At 72.9% G+C, this 22996-nt stretch carries 18 protein-coding genes; 9 read left to right on the forward strand and 9 right to left on the reverse strand.

Annotated elements, in window-relative coordinates:
* Positions 1–29 precede the first annotated feature (29 nt).
* Entirely contained in the window at positions 30–854 is an 825-nt protein-coding gene (locus AC07FT_RS07615) for a crotonase/enoyl-CoA hydratase family protein (protein WP_479174788.1), read from the reverse strand.
* Positions 855–1062: 208 nt separating this feature from the next.
* Between AC07FT_RS07615 and AC07FT_RS07620 the strand changes: the two genes are divergently transcribed.
* Positions 1063–4203 (forward strand): endo-alpha-N-acetylgalactosaminidase family protein, encoded by a 3141-nt coding sequence (locus tag AC07FT_RS07620; protein WP_479174790.1) that lies wholly within the window; start codon positions 1063–1065, stop codon positions 4201–4203.
* 22 nt (positions 4204–4225) lie between these two features.
* Here the strand turns inward: AC07FT_RS07620 and AC07FT_RS07625 are convergent, their stop codons facing one another.
* Positions 4226–6010, reverse strand: coding sequence for a glycoside hydrolase family 35 protein (locus AC07FT_RS07625; RefSeq protein ID WP_479174791.1), 1785 nt, complete (start codon positions 6008–6010; stop codon positions 4226–4228).
* Positions 6011–6206: 196 nt separating this feature from the next.
* Between AC07FT_RS07625 and AC07FT_RS07630 the strand changes: the two genes are divergently transcribed.
* The 4 genes from AC07FT_RS07630 to AC07FT_RS07645 all read left to right on the forward strand — a co-directional run bounded on the left by AC07FT_RS07630 (position 6207) and on the right by AC07FT_RS07645 (position 11917).
* The gene (locus AC07FT_RS07630; RefSeq protein WP_479174792.1) at positions 6207–7121 is read left to right on the forward strand and encodes a helix-turn-helix domain-containing protein; all 915 of its coding nucleotides are present in this window, start codon (positions 6207–6209) and stop codon (positions 7119–7121) included.
* A 166-nt stretch (positions 7122–7287) separates the two neighbouring features.
* Positions 7288–8361 (forward strand): hypothetical protein, encoded by a 1074-nt coding sequence (locus AC07FT_RS07635; RefSeq protein ID WP_479174794.1) that lies wholly within the window; start codon positions 7288–7290, stop codon positions 8359–8361.
* Complete coding sequence (locus AC07FT_RS07640; protein WP_479174796.1) at positions 8358–9509, forward strand: S8 family peptidase; 1152 nt, start codon at positions 8358–8360, stop codon at positions 9507–9509. Before AC07FT_RS07635 ends, AC07FT_RS07640 begins: the two co-directional genes overlap by 4 nt.
* 197 nt (positions 9510–9706) lie before the next feature.
* Complete coding sequence (locus AC07FT_RS07645) at positions 9707–11917, forward strand: HelD family protein (RefSeq protein ID WP_479174798.1); 2211 nt, start codon at positions 9707–9709, stop codon at positions 11915–11917.
* Here the strand turns inward: AC07FT_RS07645 and AC07FT_RS07650 are convergent.
* The 3 genes from AC07FT_RS07650 to AC07FT_RS07660 form a co-directional block, all read right to left on the reverse strand.
* A complete protein-coding gene (locus AC07FT_RS07650; protein WP_479174800.1) occupies positions 11904–12794 on the reverse strand; it encodes a DUF427 domain-containing protein in 891 nt (296 codons plus the stop codon). The genes AC07FT_RS07645 and AC07FT_RS07650 overlap by 14 nt on opposite strands.
* A 58-nt stretch (positions 12795–12852) precedes the next feature.
* Positions 12853–13095: a hypothetical protein gene (locus tag AC07FT_RS07655; protein WP_471200294.1), complete on the reverse strand. Its 243-nt coding sequence runs from the start codon at positions 13093–13095 to the stop codon at positions 12853–12855.
* A gap of 189 nt (positions 13096–13284) precedes the next feature.
* Complete coding sequence (locus AC07FT_RS07660; protein ID WP_479174802.1) at positions 13285–14046, reverse strand: GNAT family N-acetyltransferase; 762 nt, start codon at positions 14044–14046, stop codon at positions 13285–13287.
* A gap of 322 nt (positions 14047–14368) precedes the next feature.
* On the opposite strand from AC07FT_RS07660, the gene AC07FT_RS07665 reads away from it, so the two are divergent.
* Positions 14369–14884 carry a cupin domain-containing protein gene (locus AC07FT_RS07665; protein WP_479175201.1) on the forward strand — a complete coding sequence of 172 codons (516 nt, stop codon included), beginning with the start codon at positions 14369–14371 and terminating at the stop codon, positions 14882–14884.
* Positions 14885–15310: 426 nt separating this feature from the next.
* Positions 15311–16108, forward strand: a complete 798-nt coding sequence (locus tag AC07FT_RS07670; protein WP_479174804.1) for a CAP domain-containing protein — start codon at positions 15311–15313, stop codon at positions 16106–16108.
* Between the two features lie 43 nt (positions 16109–16151).
* Here AC07FT_RS07670 and AC07FT_RS07675 read toward each other — a convergent pair whose 3' ends face one another.
* On the reverse strand, positions 16152–16574 hold the full coding sequence (locus AC07FT_RS07675) for a thioredoxin domain-containing protein (protein WP_479174806.1): 423 nt from the start codon (positions 16572–16574) through the stop codon (positions 16152–16154).
* Between the two features lie 131 nt (positions 16575–16705).
* Between AC07FT_RS07675 and AC07FT_RS07680 the strand changes: the two genes are divergently transcribed.
* The gene (locus AC07FT_RS07680; protein ID WP_479174808.1) at positions 16706–17818 is read left to right on the forward strand and encodes a M20 family metallopeptidase; all 1113 of its coding nucleotides are present in this window, start codon (positions 16706–16708) and stop codon (positions 17816–17818) included.
* A gap of 345 nt (positions 17819–18163) precedes the next feature.
* Here AC07FT_RS07680 and AC07FT_RS07685 read toward each other — a convergent pair whose 3' ends face one another.
* A complete protein-coding gene (locus AC07FT_RS07685; RefSeq protein ID WP_479174809.1) occupies positions 18164–18898 on the reverse strand; it encodes an SDR family oxidoreductase in 735 nt (244 codons plus the stop codon).
* A gap of 141 nt (positions 18899–19039) precedes the next feature.
* On the opposite strand from AC07FT_RS07685, the gene AC07FT_RS07690 reads away from it, so the two are divergent.
* Positions 19040–19918, forward strand: a complete 879-nt coding sequence (locus tag AC07FT_RS07690; protein ID WP_479174811.1) for a helix-turn-helix transcriptional regulator — start codon at positions 19040–19042, stop codon at positions 19916–19918.
* Here AC07FT_RS07690 and alr read toward each other — a convergent pair.
* On the reverse strand, positions 19888–21084 hold the full coding sequence (gene alr, locus AC07FT_RS07695; RefSeq protein WP_479175203.1) for an alanine racemase: 1197 nt from the start codon (positions 21082–21084) through the stop codon (positions 19888–19890). The genes AC07FT_RS07690 and alr overlap by 31 nt on opposite strands.
* Positions 21085–21274: 190 nt before the next feature.
* Positions 21275–22912, reverse strand: a complete 1638-nt coding sequence (locus AC07FT_RS07700; protein WP_479174812.1) for a PucR family transcriptional regulator — start codon at positions 22910–22912, stop codon at positions 21275–21277.
* Positions 22913–22996 lie beyond the last annotated feature (84 nt).

Here is a 22996-nt window from a genome sequence, read left to right on the forward strand (position 1 = left end):
AAGGCGTCACGGGTACGAAGTGGAGCGACTCAGATGCCCCGGAACACCGGGGGCCTGCGTTCGATCAGGGAGGAGACACCCTCCACGGCGTCGGCCGTGGCGAAGAGCCGCGGGCCCACGTCGTCCCGCAGGGAGGCTGCCGACCTCTCGATGTGCGCGGCGAGAACGGTGCGGGCGTCGGCCAGGGTGGCCTGTACCGCCAGCGGTGCCTGGGCGGCGATCCGGTGCGCCAGTTCCATGGCCCGGTCCAGTTGCTCCCCGGCGGGCACCACCTCCTGCACCAGTCCGATGCGCCAGGCCTCCCGTGCGTCGAAGCTGTCGCCGGTGAGGAGGTAGCGCATCGCGTTGCCCCAGCCGACCCGCTCGGGGAGCCGTATCGTCGCCCCGCCGAGCGCGACGATGCCCCGGGTCACCTCCTGCTGCCCGAAGACCGTGTCCTCGGCCGCGACGCACACTTCGCTGTTGAGGACGAGCTCCAGTCCGGCGGTGAAGCACCGCCCGTGCACCGCCGTGACGACGGGCTTACCGGCCGGTGCGCGGTAGAGCCCCCAGGGATCGCGTCCGTGCTCGGGGAGGATGGTGTCGTCACCCGTCGCCAGCCGCGGCGCGAGGGAGGCGAGGTCGAGTCCGCCGGTGAAGTGCTTGCCGTTGCCGTGGATCACCGCGACGCGCAGCCCGGGATCGTCGGAGAGCCGGGCCAGGGCACGGGACAGTTGTCCGATCATGTCCGCGTCCAGGGCGTTGGCCTTGTCCGGCCGGTTGAGCGCCACGCGCAGTACCGGACCGTCCTGTTCGACGGCCACCTTCGCGGGCGGCCTGCTCGCGTCGGCGGTTGCCGACCGTGTGGATGCCATGGCCTCACCGTAGGAAGGGCGGTGACGCCAGAAGCGACATGCACCGGGGATTCTGCGACAACCGCGCGCTTCCTCGTGCGGAGGGATCGCGGCCTCCTGCGCACACCGTTAGTCCAACACCCTCCGCGCACTTGTCCATGGGCGGCCGCCCCGCCGCCGCCCCAGGGTGGAGCACTGTTCCCACCAGCGAGGCGGAGGAGCCGGCGCGTTGACCCACACACAGGAGAGGCAGCCAGAGGAAGGGCGTCCCGGCCGCAGAGCGGTCGTGGTCACCACCACACTGGCCGGAATCGGAACGGCCATCGGGGCGGGCGGCACCGCCCACGCCCGTGACACCGCACCCGCCCGCGCGGCCGAGCGCACCCTGCGGTCGAAGCGGCTGGAGGTCCGGGTGGACGCGGACTTCCCGCGCGTCATCGCGTACACCGACCGCGAGACCGGCGCGGTGCTGCACGGACAGCGGGAGCCGGTGCGTTCGGTGCTGATCGACGGCACCGAACGCACCCCCCGCACCACCGCCGTGACCAGCGGCGCGGACCACATCACCTACACCCTCGCCTTCGGCGCGGAGGGCTCCGGCGGGGCCACCGCCCGTCCGGCGGCCGAGATCGACGTCCGGATCCGGGTCAGCGGATGGCAGACCGACTGGCGGGTCACCCGGATCGCCGACACCGACACCCTGCGCGTGGGTACCCTGCGCATCCCCGGCCTGGCGTTCCTCAGCGTCCGCGCCGACCAGCCGGGCGCGGCGCTGCTGGCCGCCCGGATCGACCTCGACAAGGCCAGGAGCGGCGACACCCTGGTCCGCCCCGCCGCCGACACCCCCACCGACGCCGAACCGATCGGCTGCGCCTACGCCGTCGTCCACACCGACCGGCTCGCCGCCGCCGTCGAGACCAACACCGTATGGGACAAGCCCACCTCCGCCGCGGGCACCACCTGGGAGAACGGCAGGCTGCGGCGGCAGACGGTACGGGAGGACGGTCAGATCACCGCCCGGCTCACCTGCGGCGAGTGGACCCACCGGGCCGCCACCGCCCCCGTCGGCGCCACCGAACCGCTGCCCTGGGCCACCGTGGTCCTCACCCGGGACCGCAACGGTGACGGTGTGGTCGACTGGCAGGACGCCGCCATCGCCTTCCGCGACATCATGGTGAACCCGCTCGGCGCCGACGAGCAGCATCTGCGGGTCGTCCCGCACATCCCGTTCAACTTCGCCAGCCAGGCCACCAACCCCTTCCTGGACACCCTCGACAACGTCAAACGCATCGCCCTGGCCACCGACGGGCTGCGGCAGTACACCCTGCTCAAGGGCTACCAGTCGGAGGGCCATGACTCCGCCCACCCCGACTACGCGGGCAACTACAACACCCGCGCCGGGGGTCTGGCCGACCTCAACACCCTGCTGCGGGCCGGACGCGACTGGAACAGCGACTTCGCGGTGCACGTCAACGCCACCGAGTCCTATCCGGTGGCCAACGCCTTCTCCGAGACCCTCGTCGACAAGCACGACAAGCAGTGGGACTGGCTCGATCAGTCCTACCGCATCGACCCCCGTCGCGACCTCGTCTCCGGTGACATCATCCAGCGCTTCCAGGAGCTGCGGAACGACACCGACCCGGCCCTGGTCGCCCTCTACATCGACGTCTTCCGCGAGTCCGGCTGGAACTCCGACCGGCTCCAGCGGGCCCTGCGCGACCAGGGCTGGCACATCACCACCGAATGGGGCCACGGACTGGAACGCTCCGCGGTGTGGTCGCACTGGGCCACCGAGACCGACTACGGCCCGGACAGCTCGCGTGGTATCAACTCCCGGCTCATCCGGTTCGTCCGCAACCACCAGAAGGACGTCTTCGCCGACAAGTGGCCCACCCTGCTCGGCATCCCCCGGATGGGCAACTTCGAGGGCTGGACCGGCAAGACCGACTGGACCGCCTTCCACCGGCTCATCTGGACCCACAGCCTGCCCGCCAAGTACCTCCAGGCGTACCCCATCCGCACCTGGGGCGATCACGAGATCACCTTCGAGGGGCCCGGTGCCACCTCGGTCACCGACACCGGGGGCGTCCGCCGCATCACCACCGACGGACGGCTGGTCTACGACGGCGGCACCTATCTGCTGCCCTGGGAACCGCGCGAGGCCACCGACCCCGCCAAGCTCTACCACTACAACCCGGACGGCGGCACCACCCGCTGGCGGCTGCCGCACGGCTGGTCCGGCCGCGCTTCGGTGGTGCTGTACCGGCTGACCGACCAGGGGCGCGCCGAGCCCGTCACCCTCCCGGTGAGCGGTGGCACCGTCACCATCACCGCCGACGCCGACACCCCCTATGTGGTGCTGCGCTCCCGCGCCCGGGCCCGGCCGGCGCCGGGCTGGGGCGAGGGCACCCCGCTGTACGACCCGGGCTTCCACTCCGGATCGCTGCGCGGCTGGCGGACCAGCGGCCCGGCGACCGTCGAACGCAGTGAGCTGGGCGACTACGAACTGGTCGTCGGCGAGGGCGCGGCCGCCACCGTCGGCCAGCGGCTCGGCCGCCTCGCCCCCGGCGGCTACGTGGCCTCCGTACAGGTGGAGGTCGGGGCGAAGGCCGGCGAACGGCGGCGGGCCGCGCTGCGGGTGCGCACCGCCGACGGCGTCACCGCGGAGAACTGGACCGAGACCTCGACGGCCGCCAACCACATGGCCGCCGACCGCAAACACGGCACCCGTTTCCAGCGGATGTTCACCTACTTCACCGTCCCCGAGAGCGGTGGACCGGTGACCCTCACCCTCGCCGTGGCCGAGGGGCGGGCCCGGGTCCGCTTCGACCGGCTCCGGGTGGTGCGCGCCCGGCCCACCACGAAGCCCGGCACCCTGGTGTACGAGGACTTCGAGCGGGTGCCGCAGGGCTGGGGCCCGTTCGTCAAGGGCGACGCGGGCGGTGTCACCGACCCCCGGACCCATATCGCCCAGCGCCACGCCCCGTTCACCCAGGCCGGGTGGAACGGCAAGGTCGTCGACGATGTCCTCGAGGGCGGTCAGTCGCTGAAGTCACGCGGCGAGAACGCGGGCCTGGTCTACCGGACCGTGCCGCACACCGCCCGCTTCCGCCCCGGGCGGCGCTACCGGGTGAGCCTGACCTACGCCAACGAGGCGGCCGGCCAGTACGCGTGGGTCACCGCCGTGGACGAGCCCGACGCGCGGGAGCTGGAGCGCACCGCGCTGCCCGCCGCCACCGGACGCGCCACGCACCGCTACACCGTCACCGCGCCCGCGGACGGTGAGATGTGGGTGGGGCTGCGCAAGACCGGTGACAGCGGCACCGCGGAGTTCACCCTCGACTCCTTCACCGTGGAGGAACTGGACTGAGCGGGCCGCGGCGCCGGCCCGGTCAGCGCAGCCGCAGTTCCCGCTCACCGGCGTCCTCCAGTTCCAGCACCAGCACCGTGTTGTCCCCGGCCCGCAGCAGTGGGCCGGGGACGTACAGTGTCCGCTGCGGGCCCACCGACCAGTAGCGGCCCAGGCAGTGTCCGTTGACCCAGACGAAACCACGGGTCCAGCCGGGCAGTTCGAGGGTCGCGTCACCCACGGCGGACACGGTGAACCACCCCCGGTACAGCCCCTCACCCGGGCCCTCCGGCCCCTCCTCCCCGGGCCCCCGGAACGGCACGCGGGCCACCGCGTCCACATCCGCCACCGCGGTGAGCCGCAGCGCCCGCGCCCGTACGCCGTGCACATACTGGCGTTCATGGAGCACCCCGCCGGTGATGCCCTTCGGTTCGGTCAGCCGGGGCCCGTAGCCGACCCGGCCCAGCGACTCCACCCACAGCTCCACCGCGGCGGGCCCCCGCACCCCCTCGACCACCGCGTCCGTCTCGTCCAGCACCCCGCGCCGCTGCCCGTCCACCGAGCACACCGCGCGGTCGCGCAGTCCGGTCACCCGCAGCGGGTACGGGCCGCGCGGCCCGGGCACGTCCAGGCGATAGCGGACCACCCCCCGGTCCAGGTCCAGTTCCTCGAAGGTCGGTGGCATCGGCGCGACCACTTCCTCATCGCCCAGCGCCGCGATCACATCGCCCAGCGGTGCCCACTGCGGCAGGGCGATCCGCACCGGCCGATCGAGGACGGGCGGCGGGGGCGGCACCTCCGGCAGCGGCCGGTCCGCGTAGTCCGCCAGCACCTCCCGGAACCGCCAGAACTTCTCGGTGGGAAGGCCCCGTTCGTCCACCGGGGCGTCGTAGTCGTACGAGGTCACCACCGGCAGCAGCGCGCCGAGATGGTCCTCCCCGGCGCGGTTCGCGCCCGCCCAGCCGCCGGTGTTCGTCCCGCCGTGCGCCATGTAGAGGTTGACCGACGCACCGCACTCCAGGATCTCGCGCAGCGCGGCGGCGGCGTCCGCCGCCTCCCGGACCGGGCTCTCCACCCCCCAGTGGCCGAACCAGCCGCACCAGAACTCCATGCACATCAGCGGCCCCGAGGGCCGGTGGCGGCGCAGGGCCCCGAAGGCGTTCCGGGCTCCGGACCCGAAGTTGACCGTGGCGAGGATCCCGGGCACCGAACCACCGGTGAGCATATGGTCCTCCGGGCCGTCGGAGGTGAACAGCGGCACCGTCACCCCCAGCCGCCGCAACAGGGCCGCGAGCCGCCGCAGATACCCCTGGTCCGACCCGTAGGAGCCGTACTCGTTCTCCACCTGCACCATGAGTACCGGACCGCCCCCGGCTCCGGGGCCCGGGCCCGCGGGGGCGTTGATCTGACGCGGTACGACCTCGGCCATCAGCCGCTCGAACCACGCCTCCACGGCTGCCAGGTACTCCGGGTCCACGGTGCGCACCCGACGGCCCACCAGCCCGGTCAGCCAGTGCGGCAGTCCCCCGTTCTCCCACTCCGCGCAGATGTACGGCCCGGGGCGCACGATCGCCCGGAGCCCGGCGTCCCGCACCGCGTCCAGGAACCGTCCGAGCGCCGCCACGTCCTCGAAGCGGCCGGGTGAGGGCTCGTGCAGATTCCACGGCACATAGGTCTCCACACAGTTCAGCCCCATCGCGCGCAGCATGGCCAGCCGGTGTTCCCAGTGGCCCTCGGCCACCCGGAAGTAGTGCAACGCGCCCGACAGCAGCCGGACCGGCCGTCCGTCCAGCGTGAAATCCTCAGCCCCCACCACGAACTCCGGCACAGCCCGGCCCGCCTCTCGTGCGCCCGCCCTCGTCCATCCGCTCCGACCGGATCACCCTTTCCCCCTGGCGGGCGGGCGGTCCATGGACAAAGATCGGCGATTGATTGGACGCAGCTGACCGGTCGCGGGGGTGCTACGGCGCCACCGTCCCGGACACACCACCGGCGGACACCACCACCGGCAGGAGGGAGCGCGGATGTATCACACCTGGATGCGGTACTTCACGCCCAGCCCGGCTCATCACCGGCTCGGTCTGGTGTGTCTGGGCGTCGGCCTCCAGCACGGCACCCTGCCCGTCGTCGGCCCGCGGGTGCTCGACCACCACGTGGCGGTGGTCATCAGCGCCGGGCGCGGATGGTTCCGCGGCGCCGACGGCAGACGCCGTACCGTCACCGCGCCCGCGCTGCTCTGGCTCATCCCCGGTGTCACCCACCACTACGCCCCGGACCCGGACACCGGATGGGACGAGGCGTTCGTCGACTTCACCGGACCGGCCACCGCCGCCTACACCGAACTGGGCTACGTCGACCCGGACGAGCCGGTGGTCGCGCTCACCGACACCGCCACCGCCCGCACGGCCATCGGCCGGATCGTGCGCGCGGCCCGCCACGGCAACCCGTTCCTGGAGGTCGAGTCCGCCGCGGCCGTCCACGAACTCCTCGTCGCCCTGCGCCGCGTCCGCGCCGACACCGGTGCCGACGGCCATCCGGTGCTCCAGGCGCTGGCCCGGGACGCGTTCCGGCCGCTGTCGGTGGCCGAGCACGCCGCCCGGCACGGTATGACACCCGCCGAACTGCGCACCGCGGTACGGCGGAGCGCGGGGTGCAGTCCCAAGGACTACCTTCTCGGGATCCGGCTGGGCCGTGCCAAGGAACTCCTGGTCGGCACCGAACTCCCGGTGGCCGCCGTCGCCCGCCGCGTCGGCTATGACGATCCCGCCTACTTCAGCAGGCTGTTCGCCCGCCGGGTGGGCACGGCTCCGGTCCGCTTCCGCGAGCGGCAGGGCCGTTCGGTGCCCGGTGGCTTCACCCACCGGGTCCCCGACCCGTCCCGTCCGCCGACCATCCCGACGTCCGCGCCCGCGAACGAGGAGCGGCACGGCGACATCTGACCGGACGCCGGTCCTCGGCGGCCGGGCGGGGGAGGGGCCCGGTGCCCCGCGGTCCGGGGTGATCGATAGTGTCTCCTTCGCACGTGCGGGGGCGTGTGCTGGAGGAGTGCTGTCTTCCTGCTGTTCTGCGCCCGCTCATCGGACGCCGATATCGAGGAGGAGAGCCATGTCGTACCCAGGGCCACCCGGCCATCCGGGCAACGCCGGACCGTACGGCCGGCAGCCGCAGGGGGGTTGGCAGCAGGGCGGGCCACAGGGCCTGGGCCCGGCCGCCGCACCACCGCCCATGCCGCCACCGCCACCAGCGCCACCGTCCCAGGCACCGCAGGGCTGGCAGGGCTGGCAGGGAGCACCCGGCCAGCCGGGCCCGACGGGGCAACAGCCCGGCCCCATGGGGCAGCCGGGTCAGCCGCCCGCCGGTCCATGGGCGCCGGGACCGCAGCCCGGCCCCCTGTCCGTACCGCATCAGCCACCGGGCACCCAGAAGGGCGGGGGACGCACCTGCCTCGGCGTCGGCCTCGGCATCGTCGGGGCGCTGGCGCTCATCGGCGGTGGCGCGCTGACCGCCCACGCGTACAGCAACCACAGCCAGACCACCTCCAACCGGTCCGAGTACGGCCCGGCGATGTGGCGCAACGCGCCGGTGACCACCCTCCTCCCGGAGACCCTCGCGTACCGCGAGAACGTCCAGTCCAAGTCGACCGACCGCAGCCGGGCCCAGTGGCACCGGCTCGGCATCTCCGCGCAGACCGGCTGTGACGAGGGGCTGCGGGGCGCCACCGCGACCGAGGCCGGGAAGCTGGGCTGCAAGGCGGTGCTGCGTGCCACCTATGTCGATCCGACCGGCAACACCGTGGCCACCGTCGCCGTGGTGGTCTTCCCCGGGAGCGACACCGCCAAGACGGCGATGAACACGTTCTTCGACGGCGAGAGCGAAAAGCGCGAGCCCTCGGCAGGAGTCACGGCGTACGCGGTGCCGGGCACCCTCGCGGCGCGCTGGAGCGATGACCGCAGTAACGGTTCTGCAGGAAAGTCGGTCACCGAAATGAGCCTTCCCTACGCCGTCGTGGCCTCCGCCGGAGCGGTCGACGGCCGAAAGGCGGGTCCGCTCCCCGGTGAATGGGGCGGTTCCGATATCGACGCCAAGGAGGACCGCTCTCCCTGGAGAGGCGCCGCCGGCAATCTGGCGGACGCGATCGACCAGCACCTCGGTGCGCTGGTGATGGAGGAGACCACATGAGTGTCCGGAGAATCGCCACGGCGGTGACCGCGGCCGCGCTCGGTGCCGTGCTGGCCACGCTGCCCGCGACGCCCGCGTCCGCCGCTCCCGTGCCCACTCCGACCAGTTGGGAGTCCCAGGCGCTCGGCCTGCCCGCGGCACAGCGGATCGCCCAGGGCGAGGGCATCAAGGTCGCCGTGCTGGACAGCGGGGTGATGACGGACCATCCGGCGCTCCGCGGCAAGGTGACCACCGGCCCCGACTTCTACCGGGACGGCCTCAAGCCGGGCGATCCGCGCTGGGGGCGGCACGGTACGGCGATGGCCTCCGATGTGCTCAAGGTCGCCCCGGAAGCCGACATCCTGTCGGTCCGGGTGCTCGACGACAAGCATGAGCACGACTTCGACGAGGGACCGTCCGGGCCCAGTCCGGTCGGGCAGGGCATCGACTACGCGGTCGATCACGGCGCCGATGTCATCTCGATGTCGCTCGGCGGTGAGATGTGGGGCTCCCGTTATGACGACACCGAGGTCAACGCCCTGGCCCGGGCGGCGCAGAAGGGCATTCCGGTCGTCGCCTCCGCCGGCAACGAGGGGGATTCCTTCAACGAGGCTTCCTATCCGGCGGGTTATCCGGGGGTGATCGCCGTCGCCGCACTCCAGAAGGGCGAAACCCGTGCCGACTTCTCCACGGTGCGGAGCTACAACGCGGTGGCCGCACCGGGTGTGGAGATCGTGAGCGCGAAGCACACCGGTGGCTGGGCGGTGAGCAGCGGCACCTCGCCCGCCGCGGCGCTGACCTCCGGTGTGGTGGCCCTGATGCTCTCCCGCAACGGCAAGCTGACACCGGCGCAGGTGCGGGCGGTCCTGACCAGGACGGCCACCCATCCGCCCGGTGGACGCAACGCCCTGGTCGGATACGGCCCGATCGACGCCGCCGCGGCGGTGCGGGCCTCGGCGAAGCCGCCCGCCGATGGAACCGCTCCGGTGAAGTACCGGGGTAAGGAATTCTTCGCGGAGCCGGACGGAACACCGAAGACCACGCATCCGCCGTTGGAGACGGATCTGGTGACGATCGGTCTCGGCGCCGCCGGTGCGGGGCTGCTGATGCTCGCCGGTGCGGTGCTGATCACCCGGGCGGGCCGCCGCCGCGCGGCCGCCCAGGGCTGACCACGCCGGAAAGCCCACCCCGCGGATAAAGAGAAACACCCCGGTCGCCTTGACGACCGGGGTGTTTCTCTGCGTATATTGGGGATTTCCATGTTCTGATGAATTCAGGGCATGGAGAAGCTTGATGCAAGTGATATTACCCGGCGGGAGTCGAATTGTCAAATGAGGAATTGCGCCGAGAGCAAGATTTTCTTGACATGCTCCACGGCCGCCTCGCCGAATTGCGGGACGAAGCGGAGAAAGGCGTCTCCGAAGCCCTGACGATGGGCGGCAGCACCTTCCAGGGGCGGCTGGAGCGGGATGTGCTGGTCTCCGAGCGGTCCGGTCTCCTCGCCGCGTTCAACGCGGGGGAGCGCGGACTGTGCTTCGGGCGGCTGATGTTCGCCGACGGCCGCGACCACCACATCGGGCGTATCGGCATGCGGCGCGACGACGCCGAGCGCACCCCGCTGGTCGTCGACTGGCGGGCCGATGTGGCGCGCCCGTTCTACCTGGCCACCGGGCATACGCCCATGGGGCTGCGCCGCAGACGGCACATCACCGCCGAAGGCCGGCGGATCACCGCCCTCCACGACGAGATCCTGGACCTGTCCGACACCATACGGACCGGCCATGAGGGCACTGACGCGGATGCCGTACTGCTCGCGGCGCTGGACACCGCCCGCACCGGCCGGATGCACGACATCGTGCAGACCATCCAGGCCGAACAGGACCGGATCATCCGCGCCCCGCACACCGGAGTGCTGGTCGTCGAGGGCGGCCCCGGCACCGGGAAGACCGCCGTCGCGCTGCACCGTGCCGCCTATCTGCTCTTCGCCCAGCGGGAGTTGCTGGCCCGCCGCGCGGTGCTGATCGTCGGCCCCAACCCGGCGTTCCTCGGCTACATCGGCGAGGTGCTGCCCTCGCTCGGCGAGACCGGTGTCATGCTCGCCACGCTCGGCGAGCTCTACCCGGGGGTGACGGCCACCGGGACCGACACCCCGGCCGCCGCCGAGGCCAAGGGACGCGCCACGATGGCCGAGGCGCTTGCCCGGTTCGTCCGGGACCGGCAGGCCCTGCCCGATCCGGCGATCGTCATCCCCCACGCGGACGGTGATTTGGTGCTGGATGCGGACATCGCGTCCGACGCCCGCTGGCGGGCGCGTGGCACACAGCTGCCGCACAACCTCGCCCGTCCGCACTTCGCGTTCTCCGTCATCGACTCCCTGACCGAGCAGTTGACCGACCGGATCGGAGCCGACCCGTACGGCGGACCCAATCTGCTCGGCACCGATGACATCGCCCAGCTCGGCAAGGCCATCGCCACCAGCCCCGAGGTGCACGCCGCCATCGAGGAGCTGTGGCCCCGGCTGTCCCCTCGCCGGCTCGTCGCGGACTTCCTCAGCGAGCCGGTCCACCTCCCCGAGGCCGACGCCGAGGCGATCCGCCGCACCGGTGGCGCCTGGACACCCGCCGATGTCCCCCTGCTCGACGAGGCCGCGGAACTCCTGGGCGAGGACGACTCCGCCGCCCGCGCCGCCGCCGAGGGCGAGCGGCAGGAGCGCATCGCCTACGCGCAGGGTGTGCTCGACCTCTCCTACGGCTCCCGCACCCAGGAATTCGAGGACCGTGACGACGAGGAGTCGGAGGTGCTGGGCGCCCATGACCTGATCGACGCGGAGCGGCTCGCGGAGCGGAACGAGGAGGCCGACCACCGCAGCGCCGCCGAGCGCGCCGCCGCCGACCGCACCTGGGCCTTCGGCCACATCATCGTGGACGAGGCGCAGGAGCTGTCCGCCATGGCGTGGCGGCTGCTGATGCGGCGTTCTCCCACCCGTTCGATGACCCTGGTGGGGGACCCCGCGCAGACGGCCGAACCGGGCGGCTGCGGTTCCTGGTCCCACATCCTCGCCCCGTACGTCGAGGACCGCTACGAGCACACTCGCCTCGGGGTCAACTACCGCACCCCCGCGGAGATCATGGACATCGCGGCGGAGGTGGCGCGGTCGGCGGATCCCGCGTTCGAACCGCCCCGTTCGGTGCGGTCCACCGGGGTCCGCCCGTGGGTCCGGCACACCGCCGATCTGCCGGGCGCGGTGGCGGAGGCGGTGGCCCGGGAGACGCGGGAGGAGGGCCGGATCGCGGTGATCGCTCCGGCCGGCCGTCTCGACGCCCTCTCCGTGGCGCTGCCGGACGCCTCGGCCGGACGCGCCCCGGACCTGACCCGCCCGGTGGTCCTGCTCGACCCGCGCCAGGCCAAGGGGCTGGAGTTCGACACCGTGATCGTGGCCGAACCGGCGGAGTTCGGGACGAGCGACCTCTATGTGGCGCTCACCCGTGCCACCCAGCGGCTCGCGGTGGTGCACACCGGACCGCTGCCGGCCGGCCTGGAAGGTCTCACGGAGGAGTCAGCGCTCACGGAGGAGTGAGGAAGCCGGTGACCGGGCGCTCCTGGCGTTCACCGTCGACCGTGATGTCGACCGCCTCGTTGTAGAACGCCACCCGGTCCCTGATGACGTCCACGGCCGGGAGCGGGTCGGGGTAGCTCCAGGCGATTCCGGGCGGCACCTCGCCGGCGCCCGCCCAGGACCAGTACGCGGTGGCCACCCCCTTGTACGGGCAGCGGGTGGTCAGCCCGGCCGGGGCGAGCAGATCCAGCCGTACGTCCTCGCGCGGGAGGTAGTAGCGGACGGGCAGATGGGTCTCGAAGAGCAGGACCGGGGAGTGCGAGTCGGCCACCACCGTCCCCTGGACCGAGACCTGGACATGGCGGGTGCTCGGCAGCGCGTCCACGCGTTTGTGGGGGTCACGGGGGTGGACGAAGATCTCCTCTTCCTCCTCGTACCAATGGTCGAGCACCTCCCGGCCGAACCAGGCGAAGGAGAGGTACCCGGCCAACTCCTCGCCGGGGTAGGTCCATGCCGCGTCCGGGACGGTCGCCCCGCCGGTGTCCAGGTCGTAGTGGGACGCCCCCGGGTACCGCACGCCGGCGGGCGGCGCGGTCTCGCGCAGCAGGTCCGTCCGGACGTCCTCGCGCGGGAACGCGTACAGCGGGACCGGGCTCCCCGGCTCCCACACCAGGAGCGGCCGGCGGCTGTCCACCACCGTGATCCCGCCCTTGGTGCCCCGCACCCAGCGCTCGCTGGGCTCCCACACCAGGTCCGGGCCGGGTGCGGGGTCCCGCCGCCGTACGGGAACGGCCTCCGCTCCGCCGCCGCTGTCCGCCACGAACGCCACCTCGCCCCTGATTCCGGTCCGGACCCCGCCGGTACGGCGTGCGCCGTACCGGCGGTCGACCTCCACCATGCCCGGTCACCGGGGATTCCGCAGCTCCGCCGCGGGAGGCGGTCAGGGGCCGCGCCGGTCAGTTCCTCCGACGGCGCCCCTGGCCGTAGGGGCCACCGCGGTCATGCGCGCGCCACTCCTCTTCCACCGGATCGCGCTCATCGGAACCGCCCCGGTCCCCGGCCGCGGCGATGCGCTCACCCCTGCGGATCTTCTCCAGGTTGGTGGTGTTCGGATCCGGCGGTCCTTCGCCGCGCCGTGACACGCCGTCGCTCCCGCCCAGCGGCCCCGGCCCCGGAGGCACCAGAGCGACCTGTTTCACCTTGGGACGCTCCGGTCCAGGGTCCCGCCCCGGTCCGGAACGCGATACATCACTCATGCTGAGGCCCCCGCCCTATCGAGAACACGTCCTGCGTCCCGCCCCAACATCCTCCCCCCGAAGGGATGTTGGGAAACCATGGGAGAGGCGGCTCATATCCCGGCTGACCTCGGTTTTCGACCTCGGCGCGGGTCAGCGCACCGCGATCCGCGCGGCCACGCAGGGGTCCTCGTCGCGGTAGCCGAGACGGTTGTACAGCCGGTCCGCGGGCGCGTTGTCCGCGAGCTGCCACAGGGTGCAGAACCCATGGCTGCGCACCGCGTAGCGGGTCAGCCATGAGGTCAGCGCCGCGCCCAGACCCTGTCCGCGCATCCGGGCGTCGGTCGCCACCGACGCCATCAGCGGCGCCCCGCTGTCCCGCAGACTGCTCAGGGCGCCGCACGCCACCAGCCGTCCGTCGTCGTCCCGGATCCCGGCCCACACACTGACACCGGCGGAACCCGGGCCGGTGGAGTGGGCCGGGCTGTGCTCGTTGAGGAACGCCAGCAGTTCGTCGTGGTGGCGCTCGCCGAGTTCGACCACCCGCTCCTCGCCGCGCTGCGCCGGTGGTTCCTCGACCGTCCAGCGGAAGATCCACTCGACCACATCGGTCATCGGCAGATGGCGGGCCACCAGGGTGTCGGTGCCCCGCGGCCCGGTGAACTCGCGCACCCGGTCGGGATGGCCCTGCGCCGCGCGCAGTACGAGGGCGGCGGCGGCCACCGGCTCACCGACGCTCCACACATGACCACGGGTGTCGTCCAGCCAGGCCGCGGCGCCGTCGCCGGACCAGCTGATCCGGTCGGCGGGTCGTTGCCGCGCGGCGCCGAAACGCAGCAGGGCCGAACCCGGGCGCTGTTCCAGGCCCTGGTCGAAGAGGTCCGCGGGGCGGGGGAGGACAGTCGTTGCCTGCATCGCTACTCACACAATGACATGAGGAAGGACAAGGAAGGACGGCTGAGGAGCCACGGGGGGAGGGAAGGGCGAGGGGACACGGGGACAGAGGGCGGGGGAGGGGAAGGCGGCCGTCCACTTTGGCACACGGTCCCTGGTCCGGGGCAAATTCACGGTGGCCGGTCGTCGGACCCCCGTCGACGCCATCGTGAATTGACCCATGATTTTGCCACCGAAGTGACCGATGTCGTGGGTCGATCATCCGCCTAGGGTCATAGCCATGACGACGAAGAACACCACGGACCAGGCGAAGAACACCACGGAGCGGGCGGAGAACACCACGATGAACGAGCAGACCGGCGCGATGCGGCACACCACCTTCACCCCCGTCCACACCCGAGCCGCCGAAGCCGAGACGGCGGCCGATCCGAGCAGTGTGATCACGCTGCTCGCGGACGCCGGGGACACCGGGGGTCTGCTGACGTGCTACCGGTCGACCTTCGCCCGGGGTGCGGTCGGTGCGCCCCCGCACTTCCACACCGCCGCGGCCGAGATGTTCCATGTGATCGGCGGGTCGCTGCAGGTGCTGGTGGGGGAGGAGATCCGGGTTCTGGACGAGGGCGACTTCCTGCTGGTGCCACCGCGCACCCCGCACGCCTTCGCCGCCGCCCCCGGCGCCACCGCCGATGTGCTGTTCACCTTCACCCCGGGGCTGCCGCGCTTCGACTACCTCCGGCTCCTGGGGCGTGTCATGCGCGGTGAGGCCGACCCGCGGGAGATCGCGGAGTCCTCCGAGCGCTACGACAACCACTACGTCGACAGCCCGGTGTGGCGCGAGGCGCTGGCCACGGACCGCTGAGCCGTGCGACACCTCGCCGGGCCATGAGATCTGTCACATCGGTGCCACGGCTCAAAAGGTACGCGGTGGGCGATACCTCCTAGCGGACATAAGAGGTTTTTTCCGCTCTGGTGGACATGCGTACTCCGCCCCGCCGCACCGTAAGAGCCGTGGTGCCGTCGTGCGCACTCGCTCCCGGGTCAGGTGTTCTGACGGTGTGACAGCGCTGTGGTGAACCTGTGAAGCCGGACCAGCACGCATCGCCGTGCGGCGCAAGCCATGTGTGCCACTACGAAGCTCCCTAGGACCGAACACTTGTTGCCCCGTGCGTCCGGCGGCTCTAAGAATGGCGGCCCGCAAGGCGCCCCGGCGGCCCGTGCGCGACAGCGCGCGGAACCCGCCGGACCAGGGGGGAGGGCGTGCCGCGAACACCGAGTGAGGTCATGTATGAGCAAGCACCGCAGCAAGAAGTCGCACCGCCGGAAGATAGCCATCGCGGCCGTGGCCGTCGCCGCCGTGGGTGTGCCTTCGGTCGCCATGGCCTGTCTGGACGGGGGGCAGGACGACAAGCGGTCCGAGGCCCGTGGCGAGTGGACCACGACCACCGGCCACCGCGGCACCCCCGGCGCGGACAAGGACGGCCAGCGGTGGAAGCACCGCGCCGACCGGTCCAAGGCCACCCCCAGCGCATCGCGGTCGGCCTCGCCGCGTAACGCCACGTCCGCCCCCGCCTCCTCCGCGGCACCGACCTCGGCCAAGCCCACTCGCACCGCCCCGGCCAGGACGACCACCAAGGCCACCACCAAGGCCGCCTCGCCCTCCTCCGCGGCGCCCGCGTCGACCACCGCCACCACGAGCTCCGGTTCCTCCGACCTCCAGGACCAGATCGTCGCGCTGGTCAACAAGGAGCGCGCCAAGGTCGGCTGCAAGCCGGTGACCGTCGACGCCAAGCTGACCAAGGCCGCCCAGACCCACAGCGAGGACATGGCGGAGCACAGCAACATGTCGCACACCGGCTCCGACGGTTCCTCCCCCGACGACCGTATCGAGCGCGCCGGATACTCCTGGAGCACCTACGGCGAGAACGTGGCCTACGGCTACAGCTCGCCCGAGAGCGTCATGGACGGCTGGATGAACAGCTCCGGCCACAAGGCCAACATCCTGAACTGCGACTTCAAGGAGATCGGCGTCGGCCACGCCCAGCCCGGCCACTACTGGACCCAGGACTTCGGCACCGCCCGCTGACCTCACTCGAGCGCAACTCAAGCGCACCGGCCGGGGCCGACACTCAGCCGTCGGACCCGGCCGCCCTCGCCCTCGCCCGTGCCTCACCCGGCGGCCGGATGAACTGCAGCTCCAGCGTGGCCGGCGGCTCGGCCACCCCCGGCCCGCCCGCGAGCGCCCAGGTGAGCAGATCGTCGGTGGTCTCGTCGTCCAGGGCCCAGCCGATCCACGTCGGCCGTCCACCGTCCCGGCGCCCACCCGCCGACGGCTGGACCACCACCACATTGGCCTGGCCGCAGGGGCCCAGACAGTCGGTCGTCCGCACCGCCACCCGGCCCGGCGCCGTGTCCGCCGCCGCCCGCAGCCGGTCCAACTGGCCCTGGTGATCGGTACGGGGGTGCTTCGCCGCGTCGCCGCAGCAGCAGCCCCGGCAGACGACGAGGGTGCACGGGCGTTCCGGTACGCCGCGCTGCGGCCGTCTCTGCATCGGAGCATTGTGGCACGGCGGTTCGGCGCCACCGGGTACGCACCGGGGCGTACGGCCCGGTACGACGGGCGAGTTCACCTGGGCTCCTCGGCGCGGCGGCGACCGGGACACGAGCCAGCTACGCTCGCGGCATGACGACGCACAAGGCCGTTCCCGTGAATGTGGACGCGATGATCGACGACCTCAGGACCCTGGTCGAAGTCGAGTCCCCGTCACGTGACATCGACGCCCTGAAGGCATCGGCCGAGACGGTCGCCGCCGTCATCGAGAGCCGCCTCGGCGGCCGGGCGGAGCTGGTGGAGACCGAAGGCGGAACCCATGTCCACTGGTCGGGCGGTGGCGAACCCCGGGTCCTGATCCTCGGCCACCACGACACCGTCTTCCCGCTCGGCACCCTGGAGCGCCGCCCGTTCACGGTCCAGGACGGCCGCGCCACCGGCCCCGGGGTCTTCGACATGCTCGGCGGTGTGGTCCAGGCCGTGCACGGCCTGGCGTCGCTCGAGGACCGGTCGGGGGTGGAGATCCTGGTGACCGCCGACGAGGAGGTCGGCTCCCGCTCCTCCCGGGCCCTCCTGGAGGACCGGGCCCGCGCGTGCGGTGCCGTCCTGGTACTCGAGGGCGCCGCCGACGGTGGCGGGCTGAAGACCGGCCGCAAGGGCTGCGGCACCTTCGAGGTCTCCGTCGCGGGCCGGGCCTCGCACGCGGGCCTCGAACCGGAGGCCGGGGTCAACGCCCTGGTCGAGGCGGCACACCAGGTGCTGGACATCGCGGCGCTCAGCCGTCCCGGGATCGGCACCACGGTCACCCCGACCGTCGCCACCGCGGGCACCCTGGACAACGTGGTCCCCGCGGAGGCCACCGTCACCGTCGACGTCCGGGTCGAGACGCCCGCGGAGAAGGAACGGGTCGAAGCCGCCTTCGCCGCGCTGACACCCCATCTCGACGGGGCCGCGATCACCGTTCAGGGGTCCGTCGGCCGTCCGCCGATGCCCGAGTCGGCCTCGGCCGGGCTCTTCGCGCTGGCGCGCCGGCTGCTCCCCGGTATCGACGGTGTGGCGGTCGGCGGCGGCAGCGACGGCAACCTCACGGCCGCGCTGGGGGTGCCCACCCTCGACGGTCTGGGAGCGGTCGGCGGCGGTGCCCATGCCGACCACGAGTATCTGCTGGTCGACGCCATGGCCGAGCGGGCGGACCTGGTGGCCGGACTGGTGAACGCGGTCCGGGGCCCCGAGCGCCCCGTATGACCGTGCGGGAGGCCGCGGCCGGACGGTGGAAGCCCTCCGCGCACCCGTTGTCGGGGCAGTCGTCCGGCTCCTCGTCGGTGCCCTCCCCGTAGTCGTCGGTCCAGCCGTCGTGGCCGTGCCGTGGATCCGTGACGGACATGGAGCCCCCTGGATGCGGGAGAGGTCGGCCAACCGTCCCCACTGCGGGGGGAGTTGGTCGGCGGAGCTCACGACAGGACCCTGGCATTGTGCAACAGATCTCCGGCCGGACCGGGAATCAAGTGATCTTCGACCGCGGGTGACTGACAAGGGTCCGCGCGGTACGGCGCCCCCTCGGCCGAGGGGGCGCCGTGACGGGGACACCGCTCACTGGGCGCTGGCCGCCGGGCGCACCACGAGCTCATTGACGTCCACCTCGGCCGGGCTGTGCACGGCGAAGGCGATGGCGTCCGCGATGGCCGACGCCGGGATGGCCACCGAGCGGTAGCTCTTCATGTCCTCACGCGCCCGGGGGTCGGAGATGGAGTCCGCGAGCTCCGACTCGGTCACCCCCGGGGACACCACGGTCACCCGGACGTCCCCCGCCGACTCCTGGCGCAGCCCCTCCGACAGCGCGCGCACCGCGTACTTCGTGGCGCAGTACACCGCGGCGGTGGGCACCACCTCGTACGCGCCCACCGACGCGATGTTGACGATGTGTCCGCCGCCCTGCTCCCGCATCACCGGCAGAACCGCGGCGATACCGTACAGCACCCCCCGCACATTCACATCGATCATGCGGTCCCACTCGTGGACCTTCAGCTCCGCCAGCGGGGACAGCGGCATCACCCCCGCGTTGTTCACCATCACGTCCACCCGTCCGAACCGCTCCCGCGCGGCGGCCACGAACTCCCGTACGTCCGCGGCGTCGGTGACGTCCAGCCGCTGGAACCCGACCCTGTCACCGCCGTCCGCCACTTCCCCGGCCAGTGCGGCCAGCCGTTCGGTGCGCCGCGCTCCCAGGAAGACCCGGTGGCCGTCGGCGGCCAGCCTGCGCGCCGTCGCCTCACCGATCCCACTGCTGGCCCCGGTGATCAGAACGACCTTCTCGGTGCGTGTCATCGCCGTCCGTCCTCTCGATCGTGGAGCGGATCCCGCCCCGGCACCGAGTCTGAGGAGAACGTCGCAGGTCAACCAGGTGGCGCAGAGCCTGGGTGCGGCACACCCAGGCAGCGATCCGCACGGTTGCCTAGCCTTGGGTCCATGCCCGACAACGCACTCGGAGACTTCCTGCGCGCCCGCCGCGCCGGCCTGCGGCCAGGGGACGTCGGCATGGCGTACCACGGGGTCCGCCGGGTCCCCGGACTCCGCCGCGAGGAGGTGGCCGTGCTCGCCGGGGTCAACGCCGACTACTACACACGGCTGGAACAGGGACGGGAACGCCATCCCTCACCCCAGGTGCTCGACGCCCTCAGCCGCGCCCTGCACCTGGACCCCGACGCCCGCGCCCATCTGTACCGGCTCACCGGCACCGCACCCGACGACCGCCACCTGACCGCCCCGGACACCGTCAGCGCCGAGCTGCGCGGGCTCATGGACGGTTACGCCCACACCCCCGCCTTCGTCGTCAGCCGCACCCTGGACCTCCTGGCCGCCAACCCCCTCGCCCAGGCGCTGTACTCGCCCTTCCGGCCCGCTGACAACCTCGCCCGGATGGTCTTCCTCGATCCCGCGGCCCGCCCCTTCTTCACCCGCTGGGACTGGACCGCCCAGGCCACCGTGGCCAATCTGCGCCAGGCGGAGGGCTATCCCGCCGACGGCCCCCGGCTGACCGCCCTCGTCGAGACCCTCACCCGGCACAGCGCCGAGTTCGCCGCCCTGTGGAACACCCACGCGGTGCGCGGCAAGACACGGGACGCCAAACACCTCCACCACCCCGACGTCGGCGCGCTGAGCCTCACCTACCAGTCGTTCGACGTCCGGGCCGCCCCCGGTCAGCAACTGGTCATCTACCGGGCGGAACCCGGCAGCCCCAGCGCGCAGGCGCTGGGGCTGCTCGGAACCCTCGACGCCACCCTGCGGCGGACCGCAGGGGAGCGCGGTGGCCAGGATCAGCCCACGCAGGCACCGGCGCCGCGGTAGATCCGCGGCACCCGGTCGCCGACCCGGGTGACGATCTCGTACGCGATGGTGTCCGCGGCCCGCGCCCAGTCCTCGGCACCGGGCTCCCCCCGGTCGCCGGGGCCGAACAGCACCACCTCGTCGCCGACCGCCGCCCGGCCGTCCCCGAGGTCGACGACGAACTGGTCCATGCACACCGTGCCCGCCACCGTGTGCCGTTCCCCCGCGGCCAGCACCGGCCCGGTGCCGGACGCGTGCCGGGGCACCCCGTCGGCGTAGCCCAGGGGCACCACACCGAGGGTGGTCGGGCGGGACGTGCGGTAGCGCGGGCCGTAGGACACGCCCTGTCCGGCGGGGACGCGTTTGACGGAGACCAGCCGGGCCGAGAGCGTCATCGCGGGGCGCAGCCCCAGGGCGGCGGCGTCGGCGGACTCCGGCACCGGGCTCAGTCCGAACACCGCGATCCCGGGGCGCACCAGGTCGAAGTGGGTCTGCGGCAGCCGCAGCGTGGCGGCCGAGTTGGCCAGGTGCAGCACCTCGGGGCGCAGCCCCTCCTTCCGGGCCATGTCCACCGCGGTCCGGAAGTTCTCCACCTGTGCGTCGGTGGCCGGATGGCCGGGGGTGTCGGCGTCGGCGAGGTGGGACCAGATCCCCACCACCCGGATGTGTCCGGACGCCTCGGCACGCGCGGCGGCCTCCAGCAGCGCGGGCCAGTCGGCCGGCGTGGCGCCGCCGCGGCCCATACCGGTGTCCGCCTTCAGATGCAGCAGACAGGGACGGCCCGCCGTCCGCGCCGCCTCCTCCGCCGCCTCGACCGCCCAGATCGCCCCGGCCGACAGCTCGATGTCCGCGGCCACGGCGGCGGCCCAGTCGTCGCCCGGGGCCAGCAGCCAGGCCATCACGCGGATCCGGGGGGTGATACCGGAGGCGCGCAGGGTCAGCGCCTCATGGATCCGCGCGGCGCCGAGCCAGGTGGCGCCACCGGCCAGCGCCGCGCGGGCGCTGGGGACGATGCCGTGGCCGTAGCCGTCGGCCTTCACCACGGCCATGGTCTCCGCGGAACCGGCGGCCTCCCGCAGCCGCGCCACATTGGCGCTGATGGCCGCGAGGTCGATCCGTGCCTGTGCGAGAGGCGCGTCCTCGCAGGTCCCGTCCGTGCGGTCGCTGACCTCGTGGGAGCTGCCGATCGCCACACCGTCGTCCTTCCGTGGAGACTCCACCGGGCCCGGGGCGGGCCGCGGGTGAAGCCATGGTGGCGCCGGGGACGACGCTCCGTCATCGTGCAAACGCCACTGTCGTACGGCGCCGCGGAGTGCGGAGGGAACAACGTACCGGGCGCCTGGCCACGTACCGGGCGCGGGGGAGCGGCCGCCGCCGTCAGTCCGGCTCGTGCACCGCGGTCCGCGGTGCGGCCCGCGGGACCGCCGCGCCGTCGGCGCCGTAACGGCGGGTGGTGAGCTGGAACAGCAGCGCCGCGCGCACCTCGGCGCTCTCCAGCCGCAGGTCCACCACCTCGCGCAGCCGGCGCATCCGGTGGCGGAGTGTGTTGGGGTGGATGCACAGCCGGGCGGCGGCCGCCTTCGCGTCGCCCATCTCCTCCAGCCAGGTGTACAGCGTCACCACATGGCTGGTGTGGTGCTCGCGGTCGTGCTCCAGCAGCTCTCGCAGCGGCCCGATGGCCGCGATGCGGGCGCCGCTCGCGGCCCGGGCGGTGCGGCGGAGCACCACCGTGGCCCACACCTCGTCGTGGACGGCCGCGCCCCCGGGGACGAGACCGGCGGTGAGCAGTCCGAGTGTGTCATCGGCCTGCTCCCGGGAGTCGGCCAGTCCGGGGACGGTGGTGGCGAGACCGCCCATGGCCACCAGCGGCGTGGTGGTGTCCCCGGCGGGCCCGGCGAGTTCGCCCAGCCAGTCCGCGCGCGCCTCGGCCGCGGAGTTCACCGCGTCGGCGTGCACGATGCCGTAGACCACGTCACCGATCACCGCGGCCGGGGAGCGCAGCCGGGTGCCCGGGAACCGGCACAGCCGCTCCCGCACCGTCAGCCGCTGCCGCTCCGCCTCGTCGGCGTCCTCACTGGGCACCCCCACGGCGATCACCCGCCAGGGGCCGCTGGTCAGGCCGAGGAGACGCGCGGCGTCAGCCGCACCCTCCTGCCCGTGCAGCACCTTCGCCACCATGTCCGCCAGCGCCAGCCGCTGCCGGTCCGCCTCCGCGCGGCGGCGCAGCAGGTGCAGCGCGGCCGCGTCCGCGGCGTCGGCGAACGCGGCGGCCCGCTCGGGCTCGACCGGCCCCGGCACGATCGCCCAGATCGAGCCGAGCACATCGCCTCCCGCGTGCACCGGCACCACCAGTCGCGGTTTGGTCCCCTCCACGACCGCCGGAACGTAGATGGGCGTGGTGGCCTGGGCGATCCTGCGGAACACACCCTGCCGCCGGAAGTGCGCGTTGACGTCCTCGGGTACGTGGCGGCCCATGATGGTGGCCACCCGCGCCTCGTCGCCGCGCTCCTGGCGGGTGGAGTACGCCAGCACCCGTGAGCTGCGGTCCTCGATGGTCACCGGGGCGTCGATGATCCGGGCGATGGCGTCCGCCACCCCGAACAGGTCCCCGGCCTCCGCCACCCCGAGCCCCGCGGCGGACGCGGCCAGCCCCTCGCTGTCGAGCGCCGCGCGCAGCAGGGAGAGCACCTGGGCCCAGCCCGCCCCGGCGGACACCCGCAGCAGCGCCACCCCCGCCTCGTCCGCCGCCGCGGCCACCCGCTCGTCGGCCGCCAAGGGCGCCTTGAGCAGGACGGCGGCGGCCGCCCTCCGGCCGCACAGGGCCAGCAGCCGCAGCGCGGCGTCACGGTCGGTGAGGTTCACTCCGAGCACGATGTCCCCCGCCCGGGGCTGGAGCTCCCCGTCCGGTTCGGCTATCACCGCGTCGCCGACCGTGACGGACAGCCGCTCCGGGGCACACGGGCCCGACAGCACCGCTGGTCCTACGGCGTCGAGAAGCCGCTGCAGACTGATCATGGCCCACCACCCGCTCACCGATCGCCCACCATCCTGCCCCACGGCCCGGTCGGCGAGGAGTGGCGTCCGGGATACGAGCGGGTC

The sequence above is a fragment of the Streptomyces sp. NPDC045899 genome, assembly GCF_056431485.1.